Raw genomic sequence first — 18080 nt, forward strand, 5'->3', positions numbered from 1 at the left:
TGTGATCAGATACGGATTGTCGCAGCGAATACCATGCTTGATCGAGCTCACACTCGACGCTCCCTTGATCCAATCACTGCGCCTGACCTTCTGGACAATCGCAATTATTCATTCAACTCAAGCAGCAGGCTTGAGTACCACTTTTCCTTCTTTTCGCTCCAAGCCCTTGCCGCGAAATGAGATATTAATGCATGCTGAGCCTATAGGTATTACCTCGACAGAAGGCTCTTTCAAATGGAACAAGTACACACAACGGATGAAGTGTTCGGCATCACCAGGCAGCTTCCCCTCAATTATGTTGAGCGGGTAACGGTTGATGAAAAGCTTAGAGAAGAGCTTGATGCTGGGCACCACATAGTGATCTATGGCAGCTCAAAACAGGGGAAAACCTCTCTGCGTAAACACTGCCTGAATGAGGCTGATTACATTCTCGTGCAATGCTCAAACAAAAGCGATATGGCAGACCTTCATGCCAGCATTTTGAAACGAGCAGGATTCGAAATTACTCAGTCCTCAAAAAGAAGCAGCTCGGGTAAGAATAAAGTTATCGCGAGCGCCAAAGCAGGCGTAAAAGGCGGAATATTTGGTTGGTCTGCAAATGCGGAAGCAACGGCAGGCGCCGAGGGGGAGACGGCAAATACTGACGAGGTGACGACAGCTCCGCTTGAACTGGACATCGATGATGTTAACGACGTAATAGCTGCACTTGCGGCAGTTGAATTCAAGAAACAAATTGTTCTGGAAGACTTCCATTATCTTCCATACGAAATTCAAAGAGATTTTTCCGTCGAGCTCAAAGCTTTTCACGAATCGTCTGACATCACCTTCATCGTTGTTGGCGTGTGGCTAGAGGACAACCGTTTAATCGTTTATAACGGGGATCTGACCGGAAGAGTAATTTCGGTTAATGCCGATAGATGGAACGAAGGAGAACTAAGGGAGGTTGTCGCCACCGGAGGACACTTGCTTGGTGTTTCATTCGACGATAACTTTTCAGGCCAACTGATAGCTCTGGCTCGGGAGAGTGTATACGTCGTACAAGAGGCATGTCGCCGTGCGTGCGTTGAAAGCGGAATTAAATCCACCTCCGACGTTCACAAAATTGTCGGAGCGGGAATTGATGTCGAAGCATTGGTGAAGAACATCGTTGACCAACAGTCGGCCCGTTATGATGGCTTCCTTACTAACTTTGCAGACGGCTTCCAGGACACCGAACTGGAAATGCATAAATGGTTGCTTTACCCCATCTTGTCCGCACCAATTGAAGATCTGGAAAAAGGCTTAAAATACCGCGACATTAAAAATACTCTCTTTGAAAAACACCCACGCCTAGGTGATCTCAACCCTGGCAACATCACGCAGTCTTTACAGTCGAGCGCTTCACTTCAAGTGAAGAAAAACATCATGCCAATTATTGTTGACTACGATCAGTCGAGCAAAACACTTCACATCGTCGACAAGGGGTTCCTCATTTGGTTGCAGCATCAAGATGCAGCTGAACTACTTAGCGACGTCGGGCTACCAAGCTGAAATACACTCCGATTGTATTGGTGAATTAATGCAAAGAAGTCCTACAACCCCGGATTGCGAGGGATGTAGGGCTCATTTAAAAAGAGGGAATATCATCGCTTTGGCATTGGATGGCGTATGGTTTAATCCACTCCCCCTCCCACACACAACTTTCAATCTCCAGGATTCGCGCCGATAATAAATTGGGCCGACTTATCCTGACAACACACAACGCTATTGGAGCATAACGGTTTTGGGAAATGAGAAGATTTTATGACCCCGGAAGAACGGAAAGAGAAGTTTAAGTTGCAGACAGACAGCTTGTACGCTGGGCTTGGGCGTTTTGTAGTAAGTTTTGAGCAACTTATAGCGGCAATGCGTCAGATGATCAGTCTGCTAGTATCTCAGGTTCCTGCGCCCCATCATTTCAGGCAGCAGCAAGTTGCAAATATTTTCACTGCTGACTTAACTGCCGATCCTTTGGCGCGGACGTTTCGCTCAATCCTTCTGTGGGCGCTTGAGAACTACAAGCACCAAGAGCAACTCCCGGAAATTGAAAAGCTATTAGCCAACCTTTGCTCGCGGATCGACAGTATTAACAAAACACGCAATACGTTCCTCCACGGCACCTGGTACATTAATTATGCCAGCGAGGACCAGCAAGATTTCTCCCAAGCAAATGGAATCAAAGCTACCAATACAGCCAAAGGGTTACGACTTGATAAGTTGGAGCATACCGCAGAAAGCTTTTTGGAAGCTGCAGAAGAGTGTATGGTTCTTAAAGATTTACTTACAGGGTTTAGCACTTGCCTGCTCTTCCGTGACGACATATTAAAGAGTTATGGTTTCAAAGACAAAAAAATGGTGAGGCTCGCGGCTGATAATTAATTTAGCCCCAATTGAAGAGTCAAGACGAACGACCGCTATGGGTCGAAAGCGGTCAATCGCGACCGTCCGCTCCTGGCCGAAAGCAGCCATCCAACTATGCCCCACTTTCGGCCGAAGCAGGGCTATCGCTATTCAAGATCCAGAGTCGACTCCAAGCTCCTGATCCACTCCTCAGATGCGGAATATCTTGCGTAATAAGCGGTTCTTTCTGCTGGACTTAGCGATGAAAAAAACGGAAAGAAATGATTGTCGTTGTAAAAACGTTGTGTCCCCTGCATGTCACCTCCCCACCAAGACGCCTCGTATCCATCGAAGACCACCCACGGAGGAGGAGCCGCACTATTTGTTTCGCTCAACATGCTTAATAGCTCGGAGCTGTTGGTGATCAGCCGAATCGTAGCGCTATTGAATTCTTTGTATGAAATAGAAAATATAAGTCGTTCATCACTCAGTCGATGTTGAAAGCACGTTACAACCAATCCATTGAACAGTCTTTCATTGATAGGTGAGAACCGTTCGTTGATGAGGTTTTCAAGATCTGCTGTCTCAGCTTTGTCGACGACAAAGCTTGAGTAATAGGCTTGTATTCCCGCAGGAGTCAACGCTGAGAAAACAGGATAATTTCGAGGTCCTCCTACAGTCTCATTGATCCTGATTCCAAATATAGATTTCAACTCTACGAACGAATAACCAATGATTTGCTCCTCAGGGGTAGTCTTGAACACGTTCTTCATCCGGCCTAACCAGCTCATACAATTTCTCACTTTGCTTCGACGGCTGCATCTGGCCGATTGCTGCCCGTCGCCATGCGCGCCCTGCTGGCAGCCCATGCATTAGCCTCACGAAACAGAGCTTCAGACACCTGAGCCCTCTGCAATCCGCCCTTCGCCCCGTAAAAAATCCACAAACGCCCTCAGCGGCGAAGGCATGTGGCGGCGCCCGTGGTAGTAAAGAAACGGGCCGTCGAAGGCCTGCCACCAGTCCTCGAGAATCGGCACCAGTCGACCATCGGAGAGTGGCTCGCGCAGGAAGTCCTCGAAGGTATAGACGATGCCCAGCCCGTTGATGGCCGAGCGAATTTTCAGATCGTGCGACGACGTCAGCAGTTGCCCCTGAGGCGGGATACGCACGATACGGCCGTCTCGATGGAACTCGAATACGCCGACTTTGCCACTCTCGAAGCGATGGCCAAGCAGGTCATGGCCCGGCAGTTCTTCGGGGTGAGTGGGTGTTCCACGTTCAGCCAGATAGCGCGGGGCGGCGGCTGCAACGAAGCGTTGGCGACGCGGGCCGATGGGCACGGCGATCATGTCCTTGGCCAGGCTCTCTTCATAGCGCACGCCGGCGTCATACCCGCCCGCATTGACGTCGACAAAGGTGTTATCCATGACGACTTCGACACTGACCCCTGGATAAAGGCGCAGAAAACGCGCCAGCAGGTCGGGCAACAGAAAGCGTGCCACCGGCACTGGCACATTGAGTTTGAGCGTGCCGACCGGGCGCTGAGCGTCGTCGTCGAGATCGTTGAAAGCGGCGTCGATTTCCTGCAAGGCCGGGCGCAGGCGCTCGAGCAATCGTTCGCCTGCCGCCGTCGGCGTGACGCTGCGCGTGGTTCGATTGAGCAGGCGCACGCCCAGGTCGCTTTCCAGCCGGCGCATGCAGTCGCTCAACGACGAGGCGGACAGCCCGCGCTTTTGCGCGGCAGCACGAAATCCCCCGCCTCGACCACCGCAGCAATTATCGACACATCGGTAAGGTTTGGTTTACGCAAGAATGCTTCCTCCGCAGGCGCCTGACTGTACGCCATACCGTACGGGTCATCCACCAATGCCCGACTTATCCTCGCGCACTCGTACACCGATACTGCTCACTCGCCCCGCCAAGCGGGAACCTGTCACGCGAATGAGAATCCCCCGATGAGCCATTCACCCGCTACGCCGAGCAATACCGCGACCCAACGCCTTCTCAAGGCCACCCGAATGCTGTTCGCCATTTCCGCGATGGCCGGCACACTGGCTGCGCAGGCGACTTCCCGAACGGAGCCGAAGCCGGACTGGTCAACCCACGATATGCCCAGCCAGAAAGGCCGCATTGTGCTGGTGACCGGGGGAACCAGCGGCATGGGCTATGAAGACGCGCTGGCCCTGACACGCGCCGGTGCCGAGGTGATCATCGCCGCACGCAACGCCGAGCGCGGCCGCGAAGCGATCACGAAGATCAAGCAAGCCGTGCCCGAGGCGCGCGTGCAATTCGAAACGCTGGACCTTGCCAATCTGCAATCGGTGCGCGACCTCGCCAACCGTCTGCAAGGGCGCCTGCCGAGGCTCGACGTGCTGATTAACAATGCCGCGATCATGTCGCCGCCTGTTCGAGGCGTTTCGGCCGATGGCTACGAGATGCAATTGGCGACCAATTATCTGGGGCATTTCGCCCTGACCGGCCTGCTGATGCCGCTGCTACGCAAAAGCGACGATGGTCGGGTGGTCAGCCTGTCGAGCATTGCCGCCGGGCGCGCAACCGTTAATTTTGATGACCTGCAGGCTGAGCGCAGTTACGACCCTTTTGCCAGCTACAGCCAATCGAAACTGGCGGTTCTGAAGTGGAGCATTGAGCTGCAGCAGCGCAGCGATGCCGCCGGTTGGGGAATACGCAGCATCGCCGCTCACCCCGGCGTTGCCGTGACCGAACTGATCGCCCGTGGGCCTGGCCTGGACAGTGAATTCGGCAAACAATGGGCAGTAGAGCGGGACCTGTATCATTCCGCAGCGCAGGGCGCGCTGCCCACGCTGTATGCGGCGACGGCGCTGGAGGCGGTGGGCGGTGCCTACTACGGGCCTACCGGTGATAACGAGAAGCGCGGGCCGCTGGGCTTCGCCAAGATGCCGCCGGCCGCTGCCGATCGCTCGAATTCGGCCACACTGTGGCAACTCTCCGAGCGACTGACCGGCGTCACCTACCGCTGAGCCCGCTGGCACGGGCAGGCTCCGTGCCATTGCCCCGCCACTCCCACAGGAGCGCAACATGGATACGTCTCTTCTCGCCCACCGCGCCGGCGCCATCATCAATGCCGAGGCTCACGAGCTGCGCCCTGCGCTCAATGGCTTTCTGCTGTTCGTTTGCCTGTTCGCCGGCTATTTCATGCTCCGTCCGATCCGCGAATCGATGGGCATCACTGCCGGCGTCGAGAACTTGCAGTGGCTGTTCACCGCGACCTTCCTGGTCATGCTGGCGGCCGTTCCGCTGTTCGCCTGGCTCAGCGCACGCGTGCCGCGCCTGCATTTCGTGGACTGGGTGTACGGATTCTTCTGCACCAATCTGCTGTTGTTCGCCGCCTTGTTCCTGGGCGAGGAAAGCCCGTGGCTGGCGCGCGTGTTTTACGTGTGGATATCGGTCTACAACCTGTTTGTCGTATCGGTCGCCTGGAGCCTGATGGCCGATGTCTTCGACAGTGCCCAGGCCAAACGTCTGTTCGCGTTCATCGCGGCGGGCGCCAGCGTCGGCGGCCTGAGTGGCCCTGCGCTGAGCGCCTTGCTGATCGGTCCGCTGGGCGAGTCCGGCCTGATGCTGCTGGCCGCTGTTCTGCTGGCCGCTGCGATGTGGTTCAAGCGCCAGCTGATGCGCTGGCGTGAACGGGGTGGCGCAGGACGCCCCGATGCCGCGCCGAGCGAAAGCCCTCGCAGGCCGTTGCCGGGCAATCCGTTCAGCGGTATGACGGCCGTTGTGAAATCACCTTATCTGCTCGGCATCTGCGGTTTTGTGGTGCTGCTGGCAACAGTCTCCACCTTCCTTTACTTCGAGCAGGCACGCGTCGTCGCCGAACACTTCCCGGACCGCGAGGCGCAGGTGCGCGTGTTCGGCATCATCGACTTTGTCGTGCAGGCAGGCGCCCTGTTCTGTCAGCTGTTCATCACTGGACGCCTCGCGCAAAAACTAGGTGTCGGCGTGCTGTTGGCCATGGTGCCGCTGGTCATGTGCGCGGGGTTTATCGGACTGATCTTCGCGCCCAGTTTTGGCCTGATCGCCGCGCTGATGATCGTGCGCCGCATCGGTGAATACGCCTTCGTGCGCCCAGGCCGGGAGATGCTGTTCGCCCCGCTCGATGCCGAAAGCAAGTACAAGGCAAAGAACTTCATCGACACCGTGGTCTACCGCGCCGGCGACGCCATCAGTGCCTGGGCGAAAAGCGCGCTGGACGCCCTCAGCCAAGGTGCAGGCATGGCGGCATTGGTCGGCGCGTTGTGTGCACTGCTGTGGGGTCTGCTGGGATGGCGACTCGGCGAACGGGCGGACCGCCGAGCCAGTTTGTCGGCAGTCCGGCAAAACCCAGCGTAGCGCTCAAGAGTCATTGACTGAGACAGGCATTGCCGTAGAATCGCCCGCCCAAAAAATCAGCTTGCAGAGCGAGAAGGAGCTTCGATGCAACGGGTGATGATTGTTGGTCAGCCTGGGTCTGGCAAAAGTACGTTGGCGCGCAAGCTGGGTAAGCGCACGGGGTTGCCGGTCGTGCATATCGACACGATCCACTGGCAGCCAGGCTGGATCGAGCGAAGCCCGGATGAGAAGACCCGACTCTGCCTGGAGGTCGAGGCGCGTGATCGCTGGATATTCGAAGGTGGCCATTCGACCACTTGGGAAAATCGCGTCGCCCGTGCAGATCTGCTGATTTGGATCGATCGTTCGCCACCGCTTCGATTCTTGCGCGTCCTGCGTAGAACGCTGCTCAACCACGGTCAGTCTCGGCCTGACTTGCCGGAAAACTGCCCCGAACAGCTGGCGAATCTGCCGGAGTTTCTAAAGTTCATGTGGCGGACGAGAAAAACCTCGCGAGCCAAAATGCGCCAATTCGTGTTAACGGCGCCATCGGCTTGCCGGGTGGTTCATCTGCGATCCAATCGAGAGACGAGGATATTTCTTGAAAGCATTCGCCATGCACAGGGCCAGACTTTGCAGACTGACTGACGGCTGACCGCCCCACCAGGGAACTGCGGGTGCCTGGCATCGTCCGAGCTAAAGCGTTTAAGCAAACTGCTCGCCACGAGGTTTCCGTTTGAAAGCTGCCATCGTCAAAAAATACCGTCTGATCATCAAGACCCTGGGTTACGTGGGCTGGTCTTTGTTCTGGTTGCTGCTCTGGGACATCGCCGTCACCGTCGACTTCATGCTGTTTCTCAACGCCAAGCTGAACCTGCCGTTGATGCCGCTGACCTTGCTCGGTTCGGCGTTGATCGTGTTGATCAGTTTTCGCAACAGCAGTGCTTACAACCGCTGGTGGGAAGCGCGGACGCTGTGGGGATCGATGATCAACAATTCCCGCAGCTTCGCCCGGCAGGTGCTGACGCTGCTGGACGACGCTGGTGGCGAGGTGAATCCGGTCAAATCCACGCTGTTGCGCCGCCACGTCGCTTACGTAAATTGCCTCGCCGCGCACCTGCAAGGCCAGCCATGTCCCGACGAGGTGCGGGCATTTATTCCCGCCGAAGAATTCGCCCGCAGTGGCACAACCAATAACTTTGCCAACGATATCCTCACCGGCTCGGCGACTCTGCTCGCTCGCGAATACAAGGCCGGGCATCTGGACAGTATTCGCCTGGCGCGGCTCGAGTCGACCCTCGTGGATCTGTCCAACAGTCAGGGCGGCATGGAGCGGATCGCCAATACCCCGCTGCCCTACCCTTATGTGTATTTCCCACGGCTGTTCATTTCGCTGTTCTGCCTGATCGTCCCGATAGGACTTGTCGAATCCCTCGGCTGGTTCACGCCGCTGGCGTCGACCGTGGTGGGATTCATGCTGCTGGCCATCGAGCGCATTGGCACCGACCTGCAAAGCCCGTTCCGCCACAGCGAACACCAGATTCAGATGGAAGCGCTGTGCGAAACCATCGAAAAGAATTTGCAGTCGATGCAGCGTGATTCGTTGGGGGATGTACGCAGGGTTGAAGAGCACGCTTGAGGCGCTGCTTTAGCAGCAGCGCTTTTCATCAGCTGCAAAACAATTATTGATGAGTGTCCGCCTCCTCGGCCGGGTAAAACTCGCCCTGCTTGCCCATTTCTTCCAGTCGTTCGCGCGCTACCGCCTCAACACGGGCCACTGCGTCTCGATCGTCAGGGTCAACCAACTGCAAGCACAGGCGTCGAACATTTTGGTCATGGGTGCCCTCGCTGAGCATTTCGTGGGTGAAGACTTGCTCTCCACGCCACAGGCATAACTGGGTATGAGTCCCGCCGAGCCATATCTCGTTGATTGATTCAAAATCAGTGGTTGCCAGTTGATCCACGGTGATTGTCTTATCCATTGCGCCGTACCTTGAAAATGCTTGTACAGGTACGACTGGCAGGCATAGCGAGTCGTTCAAGTCGTCGACAGTCCACCCACGCCCCACTTATTCGGAAGACTCTTATGAAATCGCCAAAAATCGAAGATTACATCGCTCAATGGCCATTACTGGGCGTGGACTCCGCTGCCCCTTGGGCGGTGGTTCAGGATTGCGAGAGCCGGATTCTGGAATTGCTTGAAACGCTCGGCCCGGGATACCGGCGCCACGACTATTGTGCGATTCATGAAACCGCCATCGTTGAGCAAGGCGCCGTTCTCAAAGGCGCAATCATCATCGGCGCGGGCTGTTTCGTAGCAGCGGGCGCTTACCTCCGTGGAGGCGTTTACCTGGGCAGAAACTGCATCGTTGGCCCCAGCTGTGAGCTGAAAAGTACCTTCATGCTCGATGGCAGCAAGCTTGCCCACTTCAACTTCGTCGGCGACTCATTGATTGGCGAAGCGGTAAATATTGAAGCCGGTGCGATCATCGCCAACTACCGTAACGAACTGGACGGAGCCCATATCAAGATCCGCCACGAAAATCAGGTGATCGAAACAGGCGTCAGCAAATTCGGAGCGCTGGTGGGTGACGGTTGCAAGATTGGCGCAAACGCTGTGATTGCTCCTGGCGCTTTGTTGCGGCCCCACACACGTGTTCCTCGTCTGGGGTTGATTGATCAGTTTGCTTACGAATGACACCAGATATTCGAATCTATTTTTCGGCCAGAAGCTGCCGTTGGAATGTGTACCTTCCCGAGTATGTTCCGAGGTGGTGATCTGTCTGCCGGGAATATGCAAGTGCGATTAATTGGCTGTCTGCTCTTGCTTGAAAGCAGTCCATGGTTCCAGCCTTGTCACTGAACCGTCACACCCGCCTCCTACGCTCGACCGATCTCGACCGTCGCCCCAAGAGCCCGCATTCCAAAATGCCGCCCATCACCGCCACCTGCCCACCCCGCCAAAAGATCATCCTGCGCTCCGACAACCTCACCTCTTCCGACTTCGGCGCCCTGTTCTCCAGGCTCTTCGGCAACCGCTACGCCGATACTCCGCCGCCACCTTCCAACATCATCATCGGCGGGGTCTACGGGCGGCACGACGGGGTGAGTTTTCGGCGTATGCATTACCACGGCGACTTCAGCGTCGCCCTCCCCGATCCGCAGAACGAAATCACTTTCGTCATCCCCACCGCCGGCAAGATCGTTTTCAACCACGCCACTGAATCCATAGGCATGGCGCACATCGGTCTGGCAATCGACAAGGCGGATATCCGTTCGATGCGTTTTGTTGACGATCACGCGCATCACGGCATTTCGATCAATCGTCTGCAGCTCACCGAGCGGTTGTCGGCGCTGCTGGAGAAACCGGTCGTGCAGAAGATCGTGTTTGAGCCAAGCGTGGATCTGAATGCCCCGGCATTTCAGGGCCTCAAGGCATTGATCGATCTGGCAACGGGCACTGAGTTCGATGCCTTGATCAACAGCGGCACGTTGATGCCGTCACGGTTGCGCGAGATGTTGATCGATGCGGTGCTGGAGGCGTGGCCGCACAATTTCACCGAGGCATTACGGCGGCCGGCGCCGTGTGTGGCGCCACGACATGTGAAGGTGGCGATGGAGTTTATTCAGGCGCATCCGCAGCAGTTGGTCAGTGGCGTGGATCTGGCGCGGTTGAGCCATGTCAGCCAGCGCGCCTTGCAGGAAGGTTTTCGACGTTTTGTCGGGATGTCGATCGTGGCGTATCAGCGGCAGGTGCGTTTGCAGCGCGCCTATGAGGCGTTGGTGCGCGGGCATGCAGGCTCCGTGACGGAGGTGGCGTTGAGCTTTGGCTTCAGTAATGTCGGGCGCTTTTGTCAGTATTTTCAAAGCGCTTACGGCGTAAGCCCAGCGGAGCTGAAGGCCAGGCGTTGACCATTCGGTCCGGCGAAACCTGCATTTGATTGAACAGCAGGAATCTCAGGGCGACTAACCCAGACAGGTCGTTTGACGGCACCGCCGATTCAAGCGGCGTTTACCTGGCTGCGACCGACGGTGCGTTTCTGCGCGCGTCGGTGCAGGCTTCGCAAGGGGGTTTCAATGACTGAGGATTTCATCGGCTTTTTCACGACGCACACACTTCTGGGAATTTCACTGGCGAACTGGGTCTTGGCGTTGCTCGCCGCAACGCTCAGTTATCTGCTGACCACCACGGCGATCCGCTTCGTTTTCCGCAAGGTGCAGGCGCGGGCCACTGCCGGCAATGGGCATCTGACGTACATGGCCAGCGAAGTGCTGGCGGCGACCAGCACCACGTTGCTGTTGCTGGCATCGATCTTGGTCGGTATCGGTTTGCTGGATTTGCCGGAGCGCTGGCTCGGGCGGGTCAGCAGTTTATGGTTCGTGGTGGCGGCGTTGCAGGTCGGCCTGTGGACCAACCGCGCACTGGCGCTGGGGCTGCATCGCTATTTTTCGCGGCATAACGCGACCGGCTCCTTTCAAGCGAGCGCCCTGGCGACCCTGAGCCTGTGGGGCGTCAAGGTGTTGCTGTGGGCGGTGATTCTGCTGGCGATGCTGTCGAACCTGGGCGTCAACATCACTGCATTCGTCGCCAGCCTGGGTGTCGGCGGTATCGCGGTGGCGCTGGCGGTGCAGAACATTCTCGGCGACGTGTTCGCCTCGCTGTCGATTGCCGTCGACAAGCCGTTTGAGGTGGGCGATTTCATCGTCGTCGGCACGCTGGCCGGTACGGTCGAGCACGTCGGCCTGAAGACCACGCGCATCCGCAGTCTCGGCGGTGAGCAGATTGTCATGGCCAACGCCGACATGATCGGCAGCACCATTCAGAACTACAAACGCTTGCAGGAGCGTCGAGTGGTGTTCGAATTTCGTCTGACTTACGAGTGCACCAGCGAACAGATCCGCCAGATCACCCAACGCGTTGAAAGCATCATCAAGAACGAAAAACAGGCGCGCTTCGACCGCTGCCATTTCCGCAGTTTTGGTGAGAGCGCGCTGGAATTCGAGACGGTGTATATCGTTCTGGACGCCAGCTACAACGTCTACATGGACGTGCAGCAGCGCATCAATCTGGCAATCATGGAAGCGGTGGCCGAGCTGGACGCGACGTTCGCCTTCCCGGCGCGCACCGTGCATGTCGCCTCCCTGCCCGAACCTACCGCGCAACCGGCACGCACACAGCAACCTTCGCGTGCGCAGCATGCTTGAGCGCAAGAGCCCGGCAATTTGCCGGGCTCGCTGTGTTCAAAACGCGTAACTAGCCTTCAGCCCGTCTCTGAGCCGAGCGGGCTGTCAGTTAAACAACGTTCAGCGCTTGCTTCTTTTGGACCGCCGCAGCAATAAGAGGAGCCTTCTTTCTTAGCCCCTCAAGAGTAAGCTCGCCTTCCTCATACATTCGGTACCACTCCCTGCGAACTCGTAACATCCTCTCATCATCTCGGATGGGAAGGTTTTCCAATGTGCTCTCGGCCAGCGCTTTTAACTCTGCCGGTATCTGATCAGTAGCTACTAGCTGCATCGACGGGAGTAAAATCTCAAACCAACCCTCTTCAACCTGAAATGGATCTAATAGTAGGGAGGACGGCTTTTTATTTTTTGAAGAATTCACCCAACCTTCGACATATCTAAAATTCGCCCACTCATAAGCCAAGGAGTTATCTTCTTTCCAACTTACGAAATGATCCACTGTCCCACTCGGTATGTACATTGCCCCAAACGCGCAGCGATTTGAAAACCCGTCCGCCAGTTCTTGACGAAATAAGGTCCACTTGTCCAGTGGGCGTATGCACGCAGGGTTTTTTACTAGCCACGCTGCGCCCGCCTTTCGGCATCTAGCATCAAATTTTTTTGGTTCTTCAATCGGGTTAGGTATAGGAGTCACTTAGTGGACCCTTTGCGTTTATTATTTTCTGTCCAGACGACCCAGCGAGGCCAGAAGTGGTCTCCTCCAGGCAGGACTCGAACCAATTCATTATGAATTTTTCGTTCTGTATTTAAGCCGTTCGGTAGTTCTGCAGGCGCATGGCGCATCCATGCTTCGGCCGCCTCAATTGCACGCTCGGCTTCGACAGACCTTGCTTGCTGCATCCCGAAAGTTTCAGACACAAGCCAGTTAACTACATCGCCTTGCTTGGCCCAAATTTCCGGTTCTATCAATGCTTGGCCATTTTCCAAACGAATATGAAAAATAGAGTCTTTAGACTCGTCAAATTCCGGCTCTACTGATGCAAGCACCAAAGGAGAATGCGTAGCGATGATCAGCTGAACTAAAACCTTCTGTTGAGTCATAACATTCATGACATTCAATAGAGCCGGCACAATTCTACGCTGCCACTGCGGATGAAGATGGCACTCAACTTCATCAATGAGGAAAATAATTTCTTTCGCTGGCTTGATACCCTTGACCTTACATGCCCTTTGATGACCACTCCAAGTCCAGACAATTAAATAGGCCAGGGCAGCTATGCGGCGCATTCCTGCAGAAGCATGCGTTAACGGAACATCTTCACCGTAAGGCATCCTAAGTGTCGGATATAAGGTTTCATCAATAGCTCCGATATATCTGGGTGCGCCAGGCTGAAGTTTTTCCACTCCGGACGGAGACAGGGCATTAAGTGCCTCGCTCAACTCTTTAAAAGTTGTATCAGGAGCTATTTGTTGCCAGCGAACCCAATCAGCAATCAAACCATTGCAGATATTCGTACCTTTATCCGAGGTCGCCCCATTCCAGACTTGCTCAGGCGTGAAGTTGAATGCTCGAATTTTTTCTTCTTGCTCTTCTTCAGAGCTGCTCCAATAGTTTCTTGCAGGGTCCCAGGCCGAAAAGCTACCGTCCACCCCGGCATAAATAACAATACCAGGAATTGCAGGCCTTGCTTTCGGCTGTGGCCATTGCGCTTTTTTGTAAAAAATCTCTCCGCTTTTGTTTCCACTCGTAACTTTACTGTACTCGAATTTTATACTTGGCGTTTTGGAAGACTCCCGAGGAGTTGCCACAGAATCTCTAGCCCAAGTTCTCGTCAACACCCACCAAGCCGTATCCAAGATAAAGCTTTTTCCAAGGCCGTTATCGCCAGTAATAAAGTTGAGGCGATCCGAAAATTGAATAGGACCAAGCTCATTGGCCGGACCAACCCCTTTTAGGTGCAAGGATTTCAGCATGCGTCTGGTCTCGGAGTGAAAGAAGAGTGAGAGTCTAATGCGAAAAAATGTACTCATCTACAATAGATCTTAAACATCAACGATTCCATCGCCAAAAAGCGCTTGGAGACTATTAGGACCAGAGATCAGCCCTCAGCGCATAGCGAGCCCCTGCGAGGCGGCGAGTGCACTTGCGAAAGAGAGAGCCCCATTGACCGTTAATTTTTGCCTTTGTCAGAAGCGATAGCTCGCCTTCAGTCCGCCATTGAAACCATGGCTGTCACCGCCACCGTTGGCCCCGACCTCAGCGCCCACACTCAGGGCGCCGAGGTTGGCCATCAGATTAACGCCGCCGCTGAACTGGTCGCGATTGTCGAACGCCGCGCGCTGCTCGATATCCAGCCCCAGCAGGTGGCCTTCGCTGTCGACTTGCTGACCGCCGAGCGCACGTTCATAGCCCACGCGAACGCCCGGGACCAACTGCCACGCACCCATGGCCACTGGGGCGAATGACACGTCGAGATTGGCTACCGCGCTACGGCGGGTCTGCTCGATGCCATCGACGTCGAGCGCCAGCTCACTGCCCTTCTCTTTGAAACCTTGCAAGTCGAGATGACTGACGCGAAAGCCCAGGCTCGGTTCGAGAGTCACGCCGTTGAGCGGTGCGCGATAACCCAGCGCCAGGGTCGCGCCGGTGAGATTGCCGTGAGTGTCGCCCTTGGCAGTGCCGAGGCCACCGCCAAGCTCGCGTTTGCTGTCGTAGTCGACGTAACCGGCGCTGGCATTGGCATCGACAAACATGCCGCGCTCAAGGCTGGTGAGGCCGTAACGCGCACCGAGGTTGAGGAAGGTGAAGTCCGTATCGGCCTCGCCACCCGCGCCGCCCACGCTGCCCTTGCTGTAGCCAAAGCCGCCGCGTGCGCTGAGTTGTTCGCTGAAGCGCTGGGTGATGCCGAGCATCAGGCCCTGGCTGTGTTCGTTGCTGCTGTCGGCGTGGGCCGAGCCGTCCGTGCCGAGGTAGCCGGCAAGCGCGGTGCTCCACAGGCGGTATTGGCCGATCTTCAGATCGCTGCCGCTGGCGAACGGTGCGGCGGCTTGTTCGATCATCGCGTTCTGCCGCAGCAGGTAGCTGGCCGCATCAGCGTGGACCTGACCGCCGACTTGAGATTCGACACCGCCCAGACTGCCGGCGTCGATCGCCGATTGCAGGTAGTAGTTGTAGGCGCTGTAGGTGCCGGACAGCTCGCTATTCTGCAACTGCTGCAGCAGTTGAGCACCAGCGGCGGCATTGCCGATCAGCCCGGCCTGCCCCGGCAAGCTGTTGTACTCCACCAATTTTCCGCGCAGCACATAGATGGTTTCCTGGGACAGACCGAGGCCCTGCTTGAGGTAGTTGTCCATGCTGCCGTACTCGGCGGCGACCTGGTCGAGACCGGCCTGCAAATAACTGGCCTGGACCCCGAGCAGCGGCTCGTAGACAGCGGCCATGCTCGGCGGCAAGGCTTTCAAGGTCGCGGCAACTCGGGCGGCGGTGTAGTCGTTGGTCGCCAAGTAGTTGGCCATGATCGTCGCCTCATCGACGCCAGCGATGCTCTGCAACACGGCGGCGGTCCAGCCAGTGCGGTCCTTGCCGGCGGTGCAGTGAAACAACTGCGCAGCGTCGACACTGGCCAACTCATTGAACAACTGGCCGAACTGCCCGCGCATGCCGGCATCGCTGACGAAGGCGCGGTTGGTTTCCTCCATCATCGCAACGGCCTCGGCGGCGCTGTGGAAGGAGATATTGGTGATGTCCGCACCCGAGGTGGTACTGCCGATGATGTCGATATTGCGATAGGCCGCGCCCGTGATCATCGTGTCGGGCGTGGCGGCAATTTCGCTGGGCGTGCGCAAGTCGTAAATGGCTTTGATGCCGAGACCATTGAGTGTCGCCAGATCCGCCGCCGACGGCGTCAATGCGTTGGAGCGGTAGAACACGCCGCTCCGCATCACGCCGTCGTGGGCGGTGGAGTACGCGGTGGTGATGCCGGCGATGTCGCGAAAGTTGTCGATGCCGGACAAGCGCGGCGTGTCGAGGGTGACAGGCTCGGCCGCATGGGCAGCGGCGATGGAAAGGCTCAGAACGGACAGCGAACACAGAAGACGTTGGAACACAGTGCAGCCTCATGAAATCAGCGTTGGGCTGGTCACTATGGGCAGACGAGTGGGAGGGAATATGACAGTTTCGGCTGGCTACAAAATGCCTGCGCGAATGGGCCGTGGAGTGCGTGATCGGTCCATCAATCCTGCTTGGATGTGTTGAAGATCCCTGTGGCAGCGAGCCTGCTCATGAAAGCGGCGTGTCAGCCGATTATATTCAAACTGAAAAAAGCTTTCGCGAGCAGGCTCGCTCCCACAGGGTTTGGGGAAGTATCCGTTTTTTCAATTTGTCGCGCGCAGCGACAACCCCTTATAAGACTGCCATCACTTTCAAGAACAAGAGACCGCCCCCATGAGCAACGCCTGGAACGAAGGTTATTTCACCGACGAAGGCTACACCTACAGCTATAGCCGGGAGATCAATCCGGTATTCCTGCGTTACTGCCTGTTGTTGCGCGGTTTTGCCACGCTGGAAAGCAACGACGGCGTGCACTGCGAACTGGGCTTCGGTCAGGGCGTGTCGATCAACATCCACGCCACCGCCAACCCGGGTTCGTTTGTCGGTACGGACTTTCACCCGGGTATGGCGGCCCATGCCATCGAACTCGCGACTGCCGCCAACAACGGCGCCCGCCTGTATGACGACAGTTTCGAACAACTGCTCGCACGCAACGATCTGCCGCAGTTCGACAGCATCAGCCTGCATGGCATCTGGACCTGGGTCAGCCGCGACAATCAGAAATTGATCGTCGAATTCGCTCGCCGTCACCTGAAACCGGGCGGCATGCTTTACGTCAGCTACAACTGCTTCCCCGGCTGGTCGCCGTCGGCGCCGCTGCGCAATCTGTTCAGCCTGCACGATCGTTTCGCCAATGCCTCGTCGCGCTCCGACCAGCGCATCGACGCCGCACTGCAATTTTCCGAAGCATTGCTCGCGGCCAACCCGAAATACGCCGCTGCGGCACCGAGTCTCGGCGCGCGGCTGCAGAGCATCAAGGGTCAGGATCGTCACTACGTCGCCCACGAGTATTTCAACCGTGACTGGAATTGCATGTACTTCGCCGACATGGTCGACGCGCTGGCCCCGGCCAAGCTCGACTACGCCACCACGGCAGTGCCGCTGGATTCGGTCGCCCCGCTCAACCTGAGCGCTGAAGGCATGGACTTTCTGGAAACCATCGAACATCCGATCATGCGCGAGCAAGCGCGGGACTACTTCGTCAACCAGCACTTCCGCCGCGACCTGTACGTGCGTGGCGCGACGCGTCTGTCCGCTGCCGAACGCCGCGCGAGGATGCTGCACAGCCGTTTCGTGCTGCTGCAACCTTGGGAAACCGTGGCGGGCTCGGTCAGTGGTCCCGCCGGCGAAGCGACGCTGCAACCGGAGATTTACGGCCCGGTGCTCGATGCACTGGCGGCACAGAACTATGCGGCCAAATCGATGCGCCAATTGCTGTCCGAGGCTGCGCTGGCTTACGACGACCTCGAACAAGCCTTGGCCGTGCTGATCGGTATGGGCGCTGTCGCTCCGTGCCAGAGCGAGGCCGCCGAGTCGCAGGTCAGCGGTCGCTGCGCCGCGCTCAATCTGCAACTGTGCAAACGCTCGCTGTACGGCGCCAACATCCAGACCCTGGCCAGCCCGGTCACTGGCGGTGGCGTGACGGTCAGCCGCTTCCAGCAGCTGTTCCTGATCTCGATCAAGCAAGGCAAACAGCAGCCAGCCGAGTGGGCGCAACTGGCGTGGAGTGTGATCAGCGAACAAGGTGAAGTGCTGGTAGACAACGGCCAGCCGCTGCTCACTGCCGAAGCCAATATCGCCGCACTGACCGCACAGGCGCAGGTGTTCGCCGAGCAGACGCTGGTGGTGCTGAGGGCGTTGAAGATAGCTTGATTGCCAACGAACCATTGTGGGAGCGAGCCTGCTCGCGAAAGCGCTGGATCAGCCGCCAAATCGGTGACTGACGTACCGCATTTGCGAGCAGGCTCGCTCCCACATTGGTCGTGGAACAGGGTCAAGCCAACCGTCCTGTTTCCGGAACTTTCCGCCCTCTGCCGTCCGTCCAGCCGGCCTGCAATAAACGAAATTTCCGCTCCAC

General features: G+C 56.9%; 15 protein-coding genes and 1 pseudogene. 10 read left to right on the forward strand and 6 right to left on the reverse strand.

Going from position 1 to position 18080, the window contains the following annotated elements; all coding sequences use genetic code 11:
* Positions 1 to 234 precede the first annotated feature (234 nt).
* Both ACZZ0K_RS12245 and ACZZ0K_RS12250 read left to right on the forward strand, forming a co-directional pair.
* The gene (locus tag ACZZ0K_RS12245) at positions 235 to 1530 is read left to right on the forward strand and encodes a beta/alpha barrel domain-containing protein (RefSeq protein ID WP_236169225.1); all 1296 of its coding nucleotides are present in this window, start codon (positions 235 to 237) and stop codon (positions 1528 to 1530) included.
* Between the two features lie 252 nt (positions 1531 to 1782).
* On the forward strand, positions 1783 to 2397 hold the full coding sequence (locus ACZZ0K_RS12250; protein ID WP_236169224.1) for a hypothetical protein: 615 nt from the start codon (positions 1783 to 1785) through the stop codon (positions 2395 to 2397).
* 128 nt (positions 2398 to 2525) lie between these two features.
* Here the strand turns inward: ACZZ0K_RS12250 and ACZZ0K_RS12255 are convergent, their stop codons facing one another.
* A complete protein-coding gene (locus ACZZ0K_RS12255; protein WP_258708016.1) occupies positions 2526 to 3122 on the reverse strand; it encodes a hypothetical protein in 597 nt (198 codons plus the stop codon).
* A 129-nt stretch (positions 3123 to 3251) separates the two neighbouring features.
* A pseudogene (locus tag ACZZ0K_RS12260) lies at positions 3252 to 4168 on the reverse strand (LysR family transcriptional regulator).
* Positions 4169 to 4313: 145 nt separating this feature from the next.
* On the opposite strand from ACZZ0K_RS12260, the gene ACZZ0K_RS12265 reads away from it, so the two are divergent.
* The 4 genes from ACZZ0K_RS12265 to ACZZ0K_RS12280 all read left to right on the forward strand — a co-directional run bounded on the left by ACZZ0K_RS12265 (position 4314) and on the right by ACZZ0K_RS12280 (position 8347).
* Positions 4314 to 5360, forward strand: coding sequence for an SDR family oxidoreductase (locus tag ACZZ0K_RS12265; protein WP_258708014.1), 1047 nt, complete (start codon positions 4314 to 4316; stop codon positions 5358 to 5360).
* 58 nt (positions 5361 to 5418) lie between these two features.
* Entirely contained in the window at positions 5419 to 6729 is a 1311-nt protein-coding gene (locus ACZZ0K_RS12270; protein ID WP_258708013.1) for an NTP/NDP exchange transporter, read from the forward strand.
* Between the two features lie 84 nt (positions 6730 to 6813).
* Positions 6814 to 7356, forward strand: a complete 543-nt coding sequence (locus ACZZ0K_RS12275) for an AAA family ATPase (protein WP_258708012.1) — start codon at positions 6814 to 6816, stop codon at positions 7354 to 7356.
* Between the two features lie 88 nt (positions 7357 to 7444).
* A complete protein-coding gene (locus ACZZ0K_RS12280; RefSeq protein ID WP_056784990.1) occupies positions 7445 to 8347 on the forward strand; it encodes a bestrophin family protein in 903 nt (300 codons plus the stop codon).
* Between the two features lie 43 nt (positions 8348 to 8390).
* On the opposite strand, the gene ACZZ0K_RS12285 is transcribed toward ACZZ0K_RS12280, so the two are convergent.
* Positions 8391 to 8690 carry a hypothetical protein gene (locus ACZZ0K_RS12285; RefSeq protein ID WP_258708011.1) on the reverse strand — a complete coding sequence of 100 codons (300 nt, stop codon included), beginning with the start codon at positions 8688 to 8690 and terminating at the stop codon, positions 8391 to 8393.
* Between the two features lie 104 nt (positions 8691 to 8794).
* Between ACZZ0K_RS12285 and ACZZ0K_RS12290 the strand changes: the two genes are divergently transcribed.
* The 3 genes from ACZZ0K_RS12290 (at position 8795) to ACZZ0K_RS12300 (ending at position 11913) form a co-directional block, all read left to right on the forward strand.
* Positions 8795 to 9406 (forward strand): LbetaH domain-containing protein, encoded by a 612-nt coding sequence (locus ACZZ0K_RS12290; protein WP_258708010.1) that lies wholly within the window; start codon positions 8795 to 8797, stop codon positions 9404 to 9406.
* Positions 9407 to 9636: 230 nt separating this feature from the next.
* On the forward strand, positions 9637 to 10620 hold the full coding sequence (locus ACZZ0K_RS12295) for a helix-turn-helix transcriptional regulator (protein WP_258708009.1): 984 nt from the start codon (positions 9637 to 9639) through the stop codon (positions 10618 to 10620).
* Between the two features lie 165 nt (positions 10621 to 10785).
* On the forward strand, positions 10786 to 11913 hold the full coding sequence (locus ACZZ0K_RS12300; protein ID WP_150742647.1) for a mechanosensitive ion channel family protein: 1128 nt from the start codon (positions 10786 to 10788) through the stop codon (positions 11911 to 11913).
* An 88-nt stretch (positions 11914 to 12001) separates the two neighbouring features.
* On the opposite strand, the gene ACZZ0K_RS12305 is transcribed toward ACZZ0K_RS12300, so the two are convergent.
* The 3 genes from ACZZ0K_RS12305 to ACZZ0K_RS12315 all read right to left on the reverse strand — a co-directional run bounded on the left by ACZZ0K_RS12305 (position 12002) and on the right by ACZZ0K_RS12315 (position 15999).
* Complete coding sequence (locus ACZZ0K_RS12305; protein WP_224789930.1) at positions 12002 to 12391, reverse strand: hypothetical protein; 390 nt, start codon at positions 12389 to 12391, stop codon at positions 12002 to 12004.
* 191 nt (positions 12392 to 12582) lie between these two features.
* Positions 12583 to 13866 carry an AAA family ATPase gene (locus tag ACZZ0K_RS12310; protein WP_150742649.1) on the reverse strand — a complete coding sequence of 428 codons (1284 nt, stop codon included), beginning with the start codon at positions 13864 to 13866 and terminating at the stop codon, positions 12583 to 12585.
* A 213-nt stretch (positions 13867 to 14079) separates the two neighbouring features.
* Positions 14080 to 15999 (reverse strand): tyrosine-protein phosphatase, encoded by a 1920-nt coding sequence (locus ACZZ0K_RS12315; RefSeq protein ID WP_258708008.1) that lies wholly within the window; start codon positions 15997 to 15999, stop codon positions 14080 to 14082.
* A 337-nt stretch (positions 16000 to 16336) separates the two neighbouring features.
* On the opposite strand from ACZZ0K_RS12315, the gene ACZZ0K_RS12320 reads away from it, so the two are divergent.
* A complete protein-coding gene (locus ACZZ0K_RS12320) occupies positions 16337 to 17875 on the forward strand; it encodes a class I SAM-dependent methyltransferase (RefSeq protein ID WP_071171962.1) in 1539 nt (512 codons plus the stop codon).
* Positions 17876 to 18080 lie beyond the last annotated feature (205 nt).

This window comes from Pseudomonas sp. AC255 (assembly GCF_979258175.1).

Excerpts from the sequence above, each read along its gene's own strand:
- ACZZ0K_RS12320 (WP_071171962.1), top strand. The coding sequence starts at position 16,337 with ATGAGCAACGCCTGGAACGAAGGTTATTTCACCGACGAAGGCTACACC.
- ACZZ0K_RS12295 (WP_258708009.1), top strand. The coding sequence starts at position 9,637 with ATGCCGCCCATCACCGCCACCTGCCCACCCCGCCAAAAGATCATCCTG.
- ACZZ0K_RS12265 (WP_258708014.1), top strand. The coding sequence starts at position 4,314 with ATGAGCCATTCACCCGCTACGCCGAGCAATACCGCGACCCAACGCCTT.
- ACZZ0K_RS12270 (WP_258708013.1), top strand. The coding sequence starts at position 5,419 with ATGGATACGTCTCTTCTCGCCCACCGCGCCGGCGCCATCATCAATGCC.
- ACZZ0K_RS12275 (WP_258708012.1), top strand. The coding sequence starts at position 6,814 with ATGCAACGGGTGATGATTGTTGGTCAGCCTGGGTCTGGCAAAAGTACG.
- ACZZ0K_RS12250 (WP_236169224.1), top strand. The coding sequence starts at position 1,783 with ATGACCCCGGAAGAACGGAAAGAGAAGTTTAAGTTGCAGACAGACAGC.
- ACZZ0K_RS12310 (WP_150742649.1), bottom strand. The coding sequence starts at position 13,866 with ATGCTGAAATCCTTGCACCTAAAAGGGGTTGGTCCGGCCAATGAGCTT.
- ACZZ0K_RS12285 (WP_258708011.1), bottom strand. The coding sequence starts at position 8,690 with ATGGATAAGACAATCACCGTGGATCAACTGGCAACCACTGATTTTGAA.
- ACZZ0K_RS12300 (WP_150742647.1), top strand. The coding sequence starts at position 10,786 with ATGACTGAGGATTTCATCGGCTTTTTCACGACGCACACACTTCTGGGA.
- ACZZ0K_RS12245 (WP_236169225.1), top strand. The coding sequence starts at position 235 with ATGGAACAAGTACACACAACGGATGAAGTGTTCGGCATCACCAGGCAG.
- ACZZ0K_RS12290 (WP_258708010.1), top strand. The coding sequence starts at position 8,795 with ATGAAATCGCCAAAAATCGAAGATTACATCGCTCAATGGCCATTACTG.